This is a genomic window from Bifidobacterium sp. B4142, from assembly GCF_026537325.1.
Lineage (GTDB): Bacteria > Actinomycetota > Actinomycetes > Actinomycetales > Bifidobacteriaceae > Bombiscardovia.
Map to the genome: position 1 here is coordinate 109,804 of NZ_JAFNMJ010000001.1, position 15,147 is coordinate 124,950.

Annotated in this window: 11 protein-coding genes and 1 other RNA gene; 8 read left to right on the plus strand and 4 right to left on the minus strand. The window is 60.2% G+C overall.

Going from position 1 to position 15,147, the window contains the following annotated elements; genetic code table 11:
* Nucleotides 1–2: 2 nt before the first annotated feature.
* From J3U06_RS00455 to leuA, 5 genes are all read left to right on the plus strand, one after another.
* Entirely contained in the window at nt 3–959 is a 957-nt protein-coding gene (locus J3U06_RS00455; protein WP_267399237.1) for a sugar kinase, read from the plus strand.
* Between the two features lie 132 nt (nt 960–1,091).
* Nucleotides 1,092–2,453, plus strand: coding sequence for an MFS transporter (locus tag J3U06_RS00460; protein WP_267399239.1), 1,362 nt, complete (start codon nt 1,092–1,094; stop codon nt 2,451–2,453).
* A gap of 94 nt (nt 2,454–2,547) precedes the next feature.
* Nucleotides 2,548–3,240, plus strand: coding sequence for an L-ribulose-5-phosphate 4-epimerase (locus J3U06_RS00465; RefSeq protein ID WP_267443995.1), 693 nt, complete (start codon nt 2,548–2,550; stop codon nt 3,238–3,240).
* Between the two features lie 84 nt (nt 3,241–3,324).
* Nucleotides 3,325–3,945, plus strand: coding sequence for a DUF5701 family protein (locus J3U06_RS00470; protein WP_267399242.1), 621 nt, complete (start codon nt 3,325–3,327; stop codon nt 3,943–3,945).
* A 224-nt stretch (nt 3,946–4,169) separates the two neighbouring features.
* The gene (gene leuA, locus J3U06_RS00475; protein WP_267443996.1) at nt 4,170–6,080 is read left to right on the plus strand and encodes a 2-isopropylmalate synthase; all 1,911 of its coding nucleotides are present in this window, start codon (nt 4,170–4,172) and stop codon (nt 6,078–6,080) included.
* Between the two features lie 89 nt (nt 6,081–6,169).
* On the opposite strand, the gene J3U06_RS00480 is transcribed toward leuA, so the two are convergent.
* Entirely contained in the window at nt 6,170–8,395 is a 2,226-nt protein-coding gene (locus tag J3U06_RS00480; protein ID WP_267443997.1) for a transglycosylase domain-containing protein, read from the minus strand.
* Nucleotides 8,396–8,588: 193 nt separating this feature from the next.
* Here J3U06_RS00480 and J3U06_RS00485 point away from each other — a divergent pair, with 193 nt between their 5' ends.
* Nucleotides 8,589–9,731 (plus strand): inositol-3-phosphate synthase, encoded by a 1,143-nt coding sequence (locus J3U06_RS00485; protein ID WP_267399245.1) that lies wholly within the window; start codon nt 8,589–8,591, stop codon nt 9,729–9,731.
* Between the two features lie 143 nt (nt 9,732–9,874).
* Here the strand turns inward: J3U06_RS00485 and J3U06_RS00490 are convergent, their stop codons facing one another.
* Entirely contained in the window at nt 9,875–11,404 is a 1,530-nt protein-coding gene (locus tag J3U06_RS00490) for an alpha-L-arabinofuranosidase C-terminal domain-containing protein (protein ID WP_267399246.1), read from the minus strand.
* Nucleotides 11,405–11,416: 12 nt separating this feature from the next.
* On the minus strand, nt 11,417–12,667 hold the full coding sequence (locus tag J3U06_RS00495; protein WP_267399247.1) for an MFS transporter: 1,251 nt from the start codon (nt 12,665–12,667) through the stop codon (nt 11,417–11,419).
* A 197-nt stretch (nt 12,668–12,864) separates the two neighbouring features.
* Here J3U06_RS00495 and J3U06_RS00500 point away from each other — a divergent pair, with 197 nt between their 5' ends.
* Nucleotides 12,865–13,572, plus strand: coding sequence for a TetR/AcrR family transcriptional regulator (locus tag J3U06_RS00500; protein WP_267443998.1), 708 nt, complete (start codon nt 12,865–12,867; stop codon nt 13,570–13,572).
* Between the two features lie 27 nt (nt 13,573–13,599).
* Here the strand turns inward: J3U06_RS00500 and glf are convergent, their stop codons facing one another.
* On the minus strand, nt 13,600–14,778 hold the full coding sequence (gene glf / locus J3U06_RS00505; protein WP_267443999.1) for a UDP-galactopyranose mutase: 1,179 nt from the start codon (nt 14,776–14,778) through the stop codon (nt 13,600–13,602).
* 229 nt (nt 14,779–15,007) lie between these two features.
* Here glf and ffs point away from each other — a divergent pair.
* Nucleotides 15,008–15,098, plus strand: an RNA gene (gene ffs / locus J3U06_RS00510) — signal recognition particle sRNA small type.
* Nucleotides 15,099–15,147 lie beyond the last annotated feature (49 nt).

A 15,147-nucleotide genomic window follows, 5' to 3' on the forward strand; every position in this document is an offset into this window, starting at 1 on the left:
TGATGGCAGAACATGCATATGACCTTTCGACCATAGGAGAGGGGCAGATCAGGCTCACGGTCAGGAGGGGGGAGCGGCTGATGAACGCCCGGTCGGTCCTGATGAATCCCGCCTGTTCCGAGGCCAATGTGGCTGGAGTCCTAGCCCAGCTTCAGCGCAGGACCCTGTGGACCTCCTCACTGCCAGAGGGGGACTTGGGCGAATACGTCCTGAGCGAGTACAGGTCCGTGGGCGTTGACCTGAGCACCATGGTCCGCAAGCCGGCCAGCCGGATCGCCCTCTACTTCATGGAGCCGGGCGAGCCCCCTATGCCGGCCAACGTCATCTATGACCGCGAGTACACCCCCTTCAGATCGACGGGGATCGATGATTACGACTGGGACCGGATGCTGGACACCCGCCTGCTTTTCCTGACCGGGATCACGGCGGCCCTGACCGATACCACAGCCCAGGTGGTGACCTATGCGGCCGAACAGGCGGACAAGCGCGGCATCGACATCGCCCTTGACGTGAACTTCCGCAGCAAGCTCTGGACCGGTGACCAGGCCAGAAAGGTCCTGGAGCCCATTGCCCACAAGGCCCGCATTCTCTTCTGCTCCATCAAGGACGCCAAAAGCGTCTTCGGCATCGAGGGGACCGGCGAGGAGGTTTGCGAACAGCTCTACCAGCGCTTCGGCAACGAGTACATCGTTTCCACCAATCACCTGGATGGTCCTTACCTGAGGACCTCCAAAGGAATCAAGAAATACGTCACCACCACGGTTCCGGTGGTGGACCGTCCCGGCGCCGGGGACTCCTTCGTGGCTGCCACTCTCCATGGCTTCCTCTCCGATGATGTGGAGTGCGGTGTCAGATGGGGGCAGCGGGCCGCCGAGTACGCCCTGACGCATATGGGCGATCTGACCCGTATCCGCGCCCAGGAACTTGATATTCCGCTGGGCGGGGATATCAATCGCTGACCGTTCCTTCACGATCCAGGCCCGTCGCAGCCTTCTCCAAGGTCGGAGAAGGCGGCCTGGATCCTCAGGTCAGACCATACCGGGGTCGGGCCGCCATCATCATGATCATCCGAGAAAGAAAAGCAACCCATTATGAGCGATACACATGTCACACAGGCCGGGGAGCTGCTGACCGCTTACGAGCAGATAGACTCTCGTCCCCTGACCGGACATCAGAAAAGCATCATCGGCCTGGCCATAGCCGGCAACATATCCGAATTCTTCGATATGTTCCTGATCGGTTTCGTGGTCTCCCTCCTGACTTCGGCCTGGCACCTGACCGGGGTCTCCGCAGGAATCATCCTGGCCTGCTCCGGGCTGGGCACAGTCATCGGATCCATCCTCTGGGGGCGTTTGGCCGATCGCTTCGGCCGCAAGCATGCCTTCCAGTGGTGTGTCCTCTGCTTCGTGGTCTTTACGGCCCTGTCGGTCTTCCTGCCTGACGGTGCCTGGATCCTGCTGGCCATCCTGCGCATAGGCGTGGGCATCGGCGTAGGCGGCCTTAACATTATCTCCATTCCCTACGTCCAGGAGTTCGTCCCGACCAGGCAACGCGGCATGCTCTCCGGCTTGGCCTCGGTCTTCATTCCTATGGGTCTGCTCCTGGGATCCGTCTCGCAGAGCCTGATCGGCGACAATTGGCGCGTGCTGGTGGCCCTGGGCGTTATCCCCGTCCTCCTTCTCTTCTGGCTGGCGACGGTGCCTGAGTCCCCCCGTTTCTACCAGAGTGTGGGACGTGACGACGATGCCCGCAAGGCCTTGGCCTGGGCTCTGGAGCTTCCTGTGGACCAGGTCGGTGCCCTGCCCGAGGTTGAGCAGGAACAGAAGGCCAGCTATCGTCTGCTCTTGTCCAAGCATTTGAAGCCGCTGGTCATCATTTCTGTCGGATCCTTCTGCTTTATTCTGGGTTCCTTCGCCATCCAATCCTGGGGTCAGACGCTGATGAAGGATGCCTTCGGTTTTTCAACGCAAATGGTGGCCTACCTGTTCATGGGCGTCTCCGTGGCCGACTGCATAGGCAGATTCGGCTCTGCCTGGCTGGCTGACATCATCGGCCGGCGTTGGACCATGTTCTCCTTCGGCATCATCGGGGCCCTGGGTTGCTTCTATGCAGCTTTCTTCCACAATTCCGGCTGGCAGTTCTACATCGCCGTCCTGGTCATCATGACCTTCGCAGACGGCGTCTTCGGCATCCTCAACGCTTTCGGTGGCGAGCAGTTCCCCAACGATGTTCGCTCTACCGGACTGGGATTGGGATACGGCATCGGTGCCACAGCCAAGATAGTAGGCCCTATATTCATGGGGCTCCTGGTGGGCGGCGACTATGTCTCCCAGCACATCAACATCGGCGTTGTCACCACGGCATTCACCTTCTTCGGTGTCTGCCTGGTCATCGGCGCTGTTATATACCTCTTTGCCCAGGAGACCAAGGGCAAGGATCTGGAAAGCCTGTGAGGACGGGCAGCAGGGTCTGCGCACACAGGTAAGCAAACCGGGCCGGCTTTTCACAGGGAGGGTCGGCCCCATATTGGGAATGGTGGTGGTTCTTATGACGTCCTTGGCTGATTTTCCTGATGAGGTACGTGTTGAAGTGGGGCTGGTCCGTGAGCATGTTGCCGCCCTGCATGACCAGCTGATCAAGTGGGGGCTGGTGGTGTGGACGGCCGGGAACGTCTCGCAGCGTCTGCATTCGGCCGACTTGCTGGTGATCAAGCCGTCCGGGGTGCGCTATGAACAGTTGACGCCGGAATCAATGGTGGTTACGGATCTGGAAGGGCATGTGGTGGACGGATCTGCCACCCCCTCCTCGGATGTGTTTTCACATGCCTACATCTACCGGCATATGCCTGAAGTGTTTGGCGTGGTGCATACGCATTCGACCTTTGCGACGGCCTTTGCTGCAGTGGGCCGGTCAATTCCATGCGTATTGACGATGATGGGTGACGAGTTCGGTGGTCCGGTGCCGGTGGGGCCCTTCGCCCTGATCGGTTCAGACCAGATAGGTCGTGGGGTGGTCGAGACCCTGGCGGAACATCCGGGCAGCCCTGCGGTGCTCATGCGCAATCACGGCCCCTTCACTGTCGGTGCTGATGCTGAGGCTGCGGTTAAGGCGGCGGCGATGACGGAGGAAGTGGCGCGTACGGTGTGGGCTGCCGAGCAGATCGGTACGCCAGTGCCCCTGTCCGACGAGGATGTGGCGAGTCTGAACGACCGTTACCAGCACGTGTACGGCCAGCACTGAGGCTGAATACGATACCTCGCCCCGACAGGTGAGCGTCAACAGTGCAGGTGCTCGCCGTGGCAGATTCGAATTAGACTGGAGACCATGACCAGATCTTCCCAAGAAGTGCAGCGGCAACTGGATCGGATCGTGGCCCTGGGCTATCCGGATGTGGCGGACATCAGCGCAGCCGCTTTCAGAGCCTTGGCCCAGCCCCTGATCTCTGCGCTGGAGTCCACTGAGCTGGGCGAGCAGATTCTGCTCATTCCTACCAGGGAGCTGGTCTCGCCCGAGTCGCTGATCGCCCGGACCAGCATCAATCGCATGGCGGGCTTCACCACCATGCCTCCGCGCGACATCGCCAGCTTCCTGCCCCAGAACGGGTTCGAGCCGCCCGAGGGACCCTTCTACATTGTCCTGGAGCCGCACACCGGCACCTGCTATACCAACCGAGAACCGGACGTAGCACGTAAGCTGATAGACTCCGACGACCGGCTCCCTCTGACCTTGGAGGAGGGGCTGGCCATCGCCACCCAGCATCCCGATTGGCTGGCGGTCAAGAATGGCTTCAACCTGCTGGGTTCCTACAGCGCCGACGGGCGCGTGCCCAGCATCTGGATGAGTCAGAACGCACCCCGTCTGGGCTCGGTCTGGCCCAACTCGCGCCACACCTGGCTGGGCAACGCCTACTGCGAGGGCCGCCGCGGCGTCTCCCTCTTCCAGTGAGCGCTCTGTCAGTGCTTGCATCGTGTGGTGTTTGCAACTTGGGCGACCATGCGAATCATGCCGGACTCTGTGCGCTCGCCATCCTCTGAGTCGGAATGCGGACCCGCACCGCATATCCCGGCTCTCCTCCGGTAGGATAATGGCACCCCCGGTACGCTTTCGGTCTGCCCAAATACCTATGCCGGGTGATATGTGGTTTTCGACGAACGAAAGAAGGAGGAGAGATGGATCAGGATCGTGCATCCGTGTTTGATCTTGCGGCCCAGGCCGCGGCGTCCAATGGAGGGAACAACGACCTGCTGCTGCCTCCCCCCAGGTTCGTGGGTTCGCCGCAAAAGCCCAGCGCCATGCCCTACAACAAGTATGTGGCCTACAACAAGCAGGTCCCCTTTGACTATCCGCAGCGTACCTGGCCGGGCAAGACCCTGAAGCGGGCGCCCCGCTGGTGCTCGGTGGATCTCCGTGACGGCAACCAGGCACTGGTCGACCCCATGGATTCCGAGCGCAAGCTGAGATTCTGGAATCTGCTGATTTCCATGGGCTTCAAGGAGATCGAGGTGGGCTTCCCCTCGGCCTCCGAGACCGATTACGACTTCATCCGCTTGTTGATAGAACGCGAGCTGATTCCCGACGACGTGACCATCGTGGTCCTTACCCAGGCCCGCGAGCACCTGATTCGCCGTACATATGAGGCCCTGCGTGGGGCCAAGCGGGCTGTGGTCCACTTCTACAACTCGGTTTCGGTCCTGCAGCGGGAAGTCGTCTTCCACAAGGACAAGGCCGGTATTAAGAAACTGGCCACCGATGCCGCCGAACTCTGCCGCTCCCTGGAGGCCGATGCCGGGGGCGCTGATCTTTCCTATGAGTACTCGCCCGAGTCCTTCTCCGGTGCCGAGCCCGAGTATTCTCTGGAGGTCTGCAACGCGGTCATCGACGTGATCCGGCCCACGCCGGAGCATCCCATGATCATCAATCTGCCCAACACCGTGGAGATGACCACCCCCAACGTCTTCGCCGATGAGGTGGAGTACATATCCACCAACCTCAAAAACCGGGATGCGGTGGTGCTTTCCCTGCACCCCCACAACGACGAGGGCATGGCTGTTGCCGCCACCGAGCTCAGCCTGCTGGCCGGGGCCGACCGGGTGGAGGGATGTCTGCTGGGCAATGGCGAGCGTACCGGCAATGTTGACATTTGCACGGTGGGGCTGAACCTGCTGGTCCAGGGGATCGATCCCCAGCTGGACTTCTCCGATATGCCCGGCATCCGTCGGACGGTGGAGTACTGCAATCAGATCGCCGTCTCCGAGCGGCACCCCTATGCGGGCAACTTCGTCTTCACGGCCTTCTCCGGCTCTCATCAGGATGCCATCAAGAAGGGACTGGATGCCCGGCAGCAGGCGGCTTTGCGTGCCAATGCCAACCCCGATGACTTCCTCTGGCTGGTGCCCTACCTGCCCATCGACCCCAAGGATGTGGGCGGCAACTATGAGGCCATCATCCGGGTCAACTCCCAGTCGGGCAAGGGCGGCATGGCCTACCTGCTCAAGGCCAACCATCATCTGGATCTGCCCAAGCGCCTTCAGGTGGAGTTCGAACGGCTGGTTCAGGACTATGCCGACAGGACCAAGCACGAGGTCAAGGATGCCGATATCTGGCGGCTCTTCAAGGATGAGTACCTGCCCGTCGAGGCCGGGGGAAGCGTGGTCGGCGGCGAGTCCATGGCCGATCAGCGTGATGAGACCCTGCATCAGTGGGGACGTTTCAAGTTGCTGAATGTGGCAGTCACCTCCGGCGAGGACGGCTCCGACACAGTTCTCGATGCCGCCCTGCTGGACCGGGGGCTTGCCCCAGGCGATCCTGAGGTGCGTCGTCATGTTCAAGGGCATGGGAATGGTCCGATCGCGGCCTTCCTGGACGCACTCAAATCCCTGGATCAAACTGTCTCGGTCCTGGATTACGCCGAGCACGCTATGACCGCAGGCACGGATGCTCTGGCTGCCTCCTATGTGGAATGCCAGGTGGGCGAACCGGCTAGGTCCAGGGTGATCTGGGGTGTGGGCATCGATTCGTCCATCTCCACCAGCTCCCTCAAGGCCATCATCTCGGCCCTCAATCGCTTTCAGCGCGGCTAGAGGTCATAGGGGTAGGCCCCCTGTCAATCTTGCGGTCCGATCGGGACGCAGTCGATCTGTTCAGATCAGACCGGGTTGTCCGGACAGACCTACTGCTGGGATGACTCTGACTCGGAATTGCCATCGGTGGTTCCGCTGTTGCCGCCCTCGGCCCCGCCTCCATTGCCTGAGCCCGAACCGCTTCCGGCTCCTGATTCCTCCTGCGGGGTTGTTCGCTGCTGGTTGCGTCGCTGAGGCACGTATTCATAATTGTAGTTACGCTTGGGCATATAGGAGTAGCTCTGCTTATACCCGGTGCCCCAGCTGCCGTCCGGTCCGCCGATCTTGCCATGGTCCTCGGCCGCAGGGAAGCGCTCCACCGGGCTGTTGCCCAGGGCCGACTTCATGTACTGGGTGAACAGCTGGACCGGATAGAACTCGTTCTGGTATACATCAGGTACCTTGAGGGCGCTGCCGTCCTCCCCTTGGTTCCAGACAGCGAAAGTGGTCAGAAGCGAGGGAGTGAATCCGATGAAGGAGATGGCAGTCTGGTCGTTGGCTGTGCCTGTCTTGCCAGCGATGGGCCGACCCAGGGAACGTGCATAGGACGCAGTGCCGTACTGAACCGTAGTGGTCATGGCTTTCTGCAGCAGGGCCACTTGGTCGGCGTTGAAGACTTGGTCCGACTGGATAGCCGCCGTGTAGAGCTCCTGATCTTTGGTGTCCTTGACTTGGGCTACCAGATGCAGCAAGGGTCGCTTGCCCTCGTTGGCCAGAGTGGCGTATCCCTGTGTCACGTCATAGACCGAAAGGGCATCCAGACCCAGGGTGTCGAAGGTGGTCGTGTCGTCGATCTTGCCGGTAATGCCAGCCGTGTGGGCCAGCTGAGCCGTTTTCTGCGAGGTCACGTGCTCGCCCAGGTCCATGAAGACCGTGTTAACCGAATTGGCGAAGGCCGAGTAGAGGTTGATGTACCCATAGCTGACCTGCCCGGCGTTGGCAACGGATTTGCCCACGCTGGAGAAAGTTCGAGGAGAGTTCCCATTGAAGACCGTGTTGAGACTGACTCCATCCTGGATGGCTCCTAACAGGGTGTAGGCCTTCATCGTCGAACCTACTTGGAAGTTAGCCTGGTCCACGTTATTGAGTTGGTGGGTGAGGTAGTCGTCCCCGGCGTACAACGAGATGATGGCACCAGTTTTGGGGTCGACCGAGAGCCCCCCGGTCTGCAGGGTGGGAGGCTGATTCTTATTGCCGGTGGTCGGGCTGGCCACCTGGAACATGAGATCCTGCTTATCCTTTTGGATGGTAGTAATGATCCGGTAGCCGCCTGTATCCAGATCGTCCGCGGTAAAGGGAGCCTTTTTACCGGAGGACAGCTCGTTGCGGACCATGCGTAGCAGGTAGCCGTTGGGTCCCTGGTAGACGTTCTCCGGCGAGTATTTGATGGTCTGCGGCATCTGGGCACCGACCCGATCTTTGTGGCTGATGTAGTGGTCCTCCTCCATGATGCCCAGCACCCGGTGGAAGCGTGATTCGGCCTGTTTGGGGTTGACCGCTGGATCCCAGGAGGCCGGTGCAGGAATGATGCCAGCCAACATGGCCGACTCGGGCATGGTCAGGTCCTTGGCATCCTTGCCGAAGTAATTCTGGGCGGCGGCCTGGATCCCGTAGGCGCCACGGCCGAAGTAGATGGTGTTCATGTAGTTGCACAGGACCGTGTCCTTGCTCTCGGTCCTGGAGATCTTCAAAGAGAGGATGGCCTCGCGCAGCTTGCCCTTGTAGGAGGTGGTCTCACCCAGATAGTAGCGCTCAGCGTACTGCTGGGTGATGGTGGATCCGCCCTGCCGGGTGCCCTTGGTCACGTTGTTGAGCAGGGCCCGACCGATGCCCTTGAGGTCGATGCCGTTGTCTTTATAGAAGGAGCGGTTCTCCGAAGCGACGACTGCATTGCCCACATACTTGGGCAGGACAGCGCAGTCGATGATTTCCCGGTTCTGGTCGGCATAGGTTCCAATGGGGGTGGTGCCGTCCGCATAGTAGACCGTGGTCTTTTGCGCTAGCGCTTGCTTTTCCGGTGGGATGATTTCAGTGGTCAGATACAGGTACGCGAAGGCCGCCGCTCCGGCGACCAGCACCAGTCCCAGCAAAGCCAGGGTCCACTTAAGCACACGATGCGACTTGCGGGGTCGTCCGCGACGGGGGCCGCCGCCACGAGGATTCCGGTCGGCATGCCGCGAGGTGAGCCTGTCGGTGCGATTCCTGCCGCCGCGCGTCCCGGATCGGGTCCTGCGTGAGGGCGAGGTCGAACTGACTGAACGAGTCTGATTGGCCATGCCAACCACGCTATCCGGCAGGGCTGAAAACTGTTCGACCTAGGGCTGAACGTTCATCATTTTCGTACGTTTGTGCCCAGCTCGAAGCGAGTTCTGCTACTGAGTGCGAAGATACGGTTTAATTCCATTCATGCTTTCCATCGGGAGAAGGTATGCTTAAGTTGGAATAACTCAGTAAATCAGAGGAGTTTGTATGAGCATCCGTGTAGCTATAGCGGGCGTGGGCAACTGCGCTTCCTCGCTGGTACAGGGAGTCGAGTATTACAAGGACGCCAAGGATGATGACAAGATCCCCGGCATCATGCACGCCAATTTCGGCGGCTACCGAATTCGTGACGTGGAGTTCGTGACCGCCTTCGATGTGGATTCACTCAAGGTTGGCAAGGACTTGAGCGAGGCCATCTTCGCCTCGCAGAACAACACTTACAAGTTCTGCGACGTTCCCAACAAAGGCGTGGAGGTGCTGCGCGGGCCGACCGGCGACGGGTTGGGTGAGTACTACAGCAAGATGATCACCGAATCGGACGCCGAGCCTGTTGATGTGGCCCAGGTTTTGCGCGACAAGAAGGTCGATGTACTGGTCTCCTACCTGCCCGTCGGCTCTGAGCAGGCTGACAAGGCCTATGCCACCGCTGCCATCGAGGCAGGGTGCGCCTTCGTCAACTGCCTGCCCGTCTTCATCGCCTCCGACCCCGAGTGGGCCCAGAAGTTCCGCGATGCCGGCCTGCCCATCGTAGGCGACGACATCAAGAGCCAGGTGGGCGCCACTATCACACACAGGGTCATGGCCCGCCTCTTCGAGGATCGCGGCGTGCGTCTGGACCGCACCTACCAGCTGAACGTGGGGGGCAACATGGACTTTATGAACATGCTGCAGCGCTCTCGTCTGGAATCCAAGAAGGTTTCCAAGACCCGTGCCGTTACCTCTATCGTTCCTCATGATATGGATCCTCATAACGTCCACATCGGTCCCTCTGACTACGTGGCTTGGCTGGATGACCGCAAGCTGGCCTTTGTGCGTCTGGAAGGCACCACCTTCGGCGATGTTCCTCTGAATCTGGAGTACAGGCTGGAAGTCTGGGATTCACCTAACTCGGCCGGCATCGTCATCGATGCCCTGCGTGCCGCCAAGATAGCCCTGGACCGCCACCTGGCCGGCCCGGTGCTGGCCCCCAGCTCCTACTTCATGAAGTCCCCCGCTGTCCAGCATGAGGACAACGAGGCCCGTCAGCTGGTCGAGGATTACATCGTCGGCAAGGTGGAGAGCGACGAGAGCGCTTTGGATGCCGATGTCAAGGCCGCCAAGGAGAACGGCAAGGACGTCTGGCACGCCTGAGTAGAACTCAGTCGGGCACTGTCAGGCGCTTGATATAAGCCTGTGGGCGACCTCTTTCGGGGGTCGCCCACAGGCTTATATGGTTGGATCGTAGATTCGAATCGGCGGATTGCAGGCATAGCCCAATCCGCCGATTGCTGCTGCTAACTCTCAGGCATGGCCAAGTCAAGCACATTCACTGAGGCTGGATCCAGACGGACTGTAATTTCACGTCCTTCGGGAATGTCCGAGACGTCGACCTGGCGAGCCCTTACTTGGTCTGGGTCGGATCGGGTATTGCAGGCATGCGGATCCTCCGCTGAAAGGCTTTGCATGCCCGCCGGACGCACAGGCTCGGGCAGGGTCAATGTCGCTTCGCCGGCAGAGGCCATGTCGGCGTTAACCAGGTCCACCATGATGTGTCCGTCCTTGACCGAGGCAAAGACGTGCAGGGACGGGTTGCCGGCCTCTGGCAGGCTTTGGATCGCACGGGCCCCTTGATGGCACCGGTACATCATGAAGACATCATAGTTGGGGGTCAGGATGGTGTCTTCGTTTTCGGTCAGGATCAACGAGTTGAGAACGTTCAGGGTCTGAGCATTGCAGGCCATGGACACCTTGTTGCACCTGGACTGGAGGATATCCAGCGTCAAGGCCGAGGTGACCGCGTCACGCATGGTCACCTGCTGCCGGAGCGCCGGACGAGCCGTGAAGGCATCGCCATGCCAGTTGCCCCATTCGCCCATGACCAGATCGACCTTTGTCAGCCTGGAATCCATGGTGCTCTCAGGGTGGGGCATGGTGGCCAGGCAGGCCTGCATTAGATTCCACTGCTGGTCGATGACCTCACCGAGCTCAAGGGCGCCTCGAATCACCCGATCCCAGCCAACCTGATCAAATTGGGTAGAAGTGTCGTCGGCGTGGTCGATGTTCCAGTTGTAGAAGTGCAGGTCGTAGGCGGCGATGGGCGGCTGGCGGTACTGGGCCAAAGCCTGGAAGAAGTCCCTGGTCCAGCGCACCCGTTCCATAGGCTTATTTCCGTCTGGGCCGCAGGCGATGGGCCGGATCATCGGGGACTGGTCCCCCTTCTCGGCGAAGGTGGGCATGGCCGAGGCGAACATCCGATAGCGGTCCGCATACATGGACGGGGTCATCGTCCCCCCGCCGGCCCAGGGCTCGTTCCCCAGCCCCCAGAACTTCACCCCATAGGGGGAGGGGTGGCCGTTGGTGGCTCGCATGGCTGACATGGCTGTGCCCGATGGACGGTTGCAGTACTCCATCCAGTCGCGCATTTCGGTCACGGATCCGCTCAGCATGTTCACGTTGATCCAGGGTTCAGCGCCAACGGCCTGGCAAAGTCTGAGGAATTCGTCGGTACCGAAACCATGCCCGTCAGGCTGGTAGGTGCCGAAGTTCTCATTATATCCCACCGGACGCTGGTTGCGGGGCCCAACCCCCTGACGCCAGTGGTAGGTGTCGGCATAGCAGCCGCCGGGCCAGCGTAGCAGGGGAGGCTTCAGCGCTTTCAGGGCTTTGATGGCGTCCGTGCGGATGCCGTCGATATTCGGGATGGAGGAATCCGTGCCAACCCATAGTCCTTGATCGATGCATTCGCCGAGGAATTCGATAAACTGGCCGTGCAGGTAGGGGCTGATGGTGCCGGTAGTCAGGCGCGGGTCGATGTGGATGCTCACTGTTTGAACTCCTTACTTGATGGTGTGGATGCGGCTGATGAAGATGCAGGCCAGCAGCACCAGGACGATGGCGGTGGGGAAGACCAGCTGGTAGGACTTGGTTACCGAGACGATCAGCGATGTCACCATGGGCCCCACCATCTGGCCTAGGGTGGTGGCGATGTTGAGGATGCCCAGATCCTTGCCGGCCTCCTCGGCGTTGGGCAGAACGTCAACGTTAAGCGCCTGGTCGACCGATCCGTACATGCCGTAGCCGAAGCCGCCGATGGCGGTGAACAGGATCATGCCCAGGGGGCTATGGGTGATCCAGGGCATGGCATAGCCCAGAGCCAGAAGCAGGCTGGCGATGACCACGGGCATCTTCCTGCGGCCCATCTTGTCGGAGATCGGGCCTGCACCCAGGGCGGCGATCATGGAGACCACAATCAGAACCAGGGACATGGTCGACATGGTGGCCGCCGAGTCTTTGACGGACTGGCCCATATAGTCCTGGAGGATGAAGAGCTGGTAGTTGAGGATCATGTAGTAGCTGAATAGGAGCAGGGAACGTCCCACGAAGGCCATCCAGAAGTCGGGCGCGTGACGAGGCGGGCGGAAGGATTCCATGATGGAGCGCAGGCTGCTGCTCAAAGCGGGCATGTCCTTTGAGGAGGGTTCCTTGGGCCAGATGACTACCGTGACCAGTCCAGCCACGCCCATGACTATGCCGGACATGATCCAGCCTGGGATCTGCATGGTGATGAACCGGGCGCCGACCAGCGTGCCCAGTGAGTTGCCCACCAGATTGCCTGCCGAGATGAATGCTGACATGGTGGCTCGCTGTGATTCGGGAACACGGTCGGACAGGGAGGCGACCACTGGGGAGATCATCATGTTCAGGCCGACCATAGCAAGGCAGTAGAAGATGCCGATGGTCCAGACGTTGGCAATGACGCCCATAAGGAAGAGCGAGACGCCGGCTATAAGGCCGCCGGAAACGACCCAGGGGGTTCTGCGGCCGAAGATGGAACGGGTCCTGTCGGACAGGTTGCCCACGATTAGGTTGGACACCAGGGATGTCAGGGCCGTGGTAGCGTTGAAGACCCCGGATATGGCCACCTTGGACCCTGGAGCGATGTCGGTCAAGCGTTGGGGCAGCAAGACCGAGGCGACGATGGACAGGGCCATCATCCAGAACAGATTGAAGATGAAGAAAGCAATGCAGTATCGGCTTTTAGCTGCGGTGCCGAGTTCCTGCCCGCCTGCTGAATCGGTTTGTGTCACTATCCAGTTCCCTTTCTTTTGGTGCGTCTGTGCACAGTGGGGAAGCGCCGTGCTTCCCATATTGTTTTATATATTATAAATATGAAATAAGCAAGAAGGCGGGTGCTTGCGGGCGGTTTCCGCCTTGCGGACGGTCTGGAGAAAGGGGGCTATGCAGGTCCTATGACGGTTTGACAGTCAACGGTATGATGATCTTGATGAGTGCGAACAGGAAGATCGAGAACAATGTAGGCGGAGAGCAGGTCGACCGCCTTCCTGGGCGTCCCATCGGCGCCCGCCGGCGGATGGCCCCGGATGAGCGTCGCAGACAGATAGCCCAGGCCGCTGCCCAGATGATCGCCTACTACGGCACTTATGGCGTTTCCATGCAGGCCATAGCGAACGCTGTCGGCCTGACTCTGCCGGGATTGCGTCATTATGTCCGCACGCGCGAGGAGCTGCTCTCCCTGGTCATCCAGGTCTACTACGACCAGGATTCCTTCACCTTTGGGTCCAAGCCCGGCGAACGTGATGAGCTGGTCATCGGTCTAGACCAGAAAGGTCGTCCTCTCTATTCGCTGCCGGGCTACCTGCGGAGTCTGGTCCAGGGAAACGCCGAGCGCATGGTCCTGGTCATGCTTTTCATGCATCTGGCCGTAGAGGCTCATGATCCGGCTCATCCTGCACACGAGTACTACCGAAATCGACATGCCCGGATGATCGACTTTATGGACGGGATTCGTTGGAAGCTGCCTGAGCCCTATCAGGATCGGCCGGCCTTCCACCGGCTGGTCAGAACCGTCTATTGCACCATGGACGGTGTGCAGATCCAAGCGTTGACCAACCCCGACGACGACCTGATCGCCCTTTGGGCAAAAGCGGAACCCATTCTCTTCCCGTCGCCCCAGTGGGACGATTACCTCTAGAAGGTCGGCAGGAATTCGGTTCCGATTTCAGTCCTTGGCGTGGCCTACCAGGGGAGCGATCCGCCTGTCCCAGGCATCCAGGGCTGAATTGATGACCTGGTGCATGTCGTAGTAAGCGTAGGTGCCCAGGCGCCCGCCGAAGACCACCTTCGGCTGTTGGGTGGCCAGCTGCTTGTACTGGGTGTAGAGCGCCCGATCGCCATCCGTGTTGATGGGGTAGTAGGGCTCGTCGCCCTTGCCGGCGAAGCGGCTGTATTCCTCCCAGACCACGGTGCGCTCATGGTTCTGCCGGTCGTAGCGTTCGGGGTTGAAGTTCTTGAACTCGATGGCGCGGGTGTATGGCACGTCAGGATCGGAGAAGTTCATGACCGGGCAGCCGAAGTGGTCGTCCTCGTCGTAGCGGCGCTCCTTGAAGTCCACGGTCCGCCACTTGAGCTCGCCCAGGCGGTAGTCGAAGTAGCGGTCGACCGGGCCGGTGTAGACAACGGGGACCTGCCCCACCAGAGCATCCCGGTTCCAGGGCTGGGAGTTGTCGAAGAAGTCGGTTTTCAGGCTCACCTGGATGCGCGGATCGTCGATCATCCTCTCGAACCAGGCTGTGTAGCCGTCCTTGGGCAGGCCCTCCCAGGTGTCCCTGAAGTAGTGGTTGTCGTAGTTGAACCGCACCGGAAGCCGCTTGATGATCGAGGCCGGCAGCTGGGAGGGGTCGGTCTGCCACTGCTTGGCCGTGTAGTTCTTGATGAAGGCCTCATACAGGGGGCGGCCGATCAGGGAGATGCCCTGGTCGTTCAGGTTGCCCGGGTCGGTTCCGGCCAGCTCGCCGGCCTGCTCCCGGATCAGTTCTCGGGCCTGCTGGGGGGTGTAGCGGGCGTGGAAGAACTGGTTGATGGTCCCCAAGTTGATGGGCAGGGGGTAGACCTCGCCCTTGTGGGTGGTGTAGACCCTGTGGGTGTAGTTGGTGAATTCGGTGAAGCGATTGACATAATCCCAGACCTTGCGGTTGGAGGTGTGGAAGAGGTGGGCCCCATACTTGTGGATTTCGGCCCCGGTTTCCTCGTCCATATAGGAGTATGCGTTGCCGCCTATGTGGTCGCGTACGTCGATGATTCGTACCCGGGCGCCGCTGTGCTCGACCGCCTGCTGGGCCACGGTCAGGCCAAAGAGCCCGGCCCCTACAACCACCAAATCCACGTCCATGTCAGCCATTCGTTTTCAGCCGTCCGTCCTTTGTTGTTGTGAAGTCGGGACTGTCTATCGCCAGGGCCCGGCCTGAGTTATGATCAGCCGCTTTGAGTGCGGCGATCCTATTGCTTACATGTTAGCGGACAGGCCCGGTCGGGAAAGCGGTAGGCAGCGATGTCGACTGAATGCGCACTTGGTTTGGATGGTTGAGGCTTGCAATGGACAAGTGGAGCCGATCTGCTATAATAGTGACTTGCTCTCACGTGGCGTTATGTCACCCAATCCCCCCAGGGCAGGAATGCAGCAAGGGTAAGTGGCCTCTGGCGGGTGCGTGGGAGTTTTCCATATTCGTCTTTTTGGCCATGGATTGGTCTGATGCCTTTCGGCATCAGC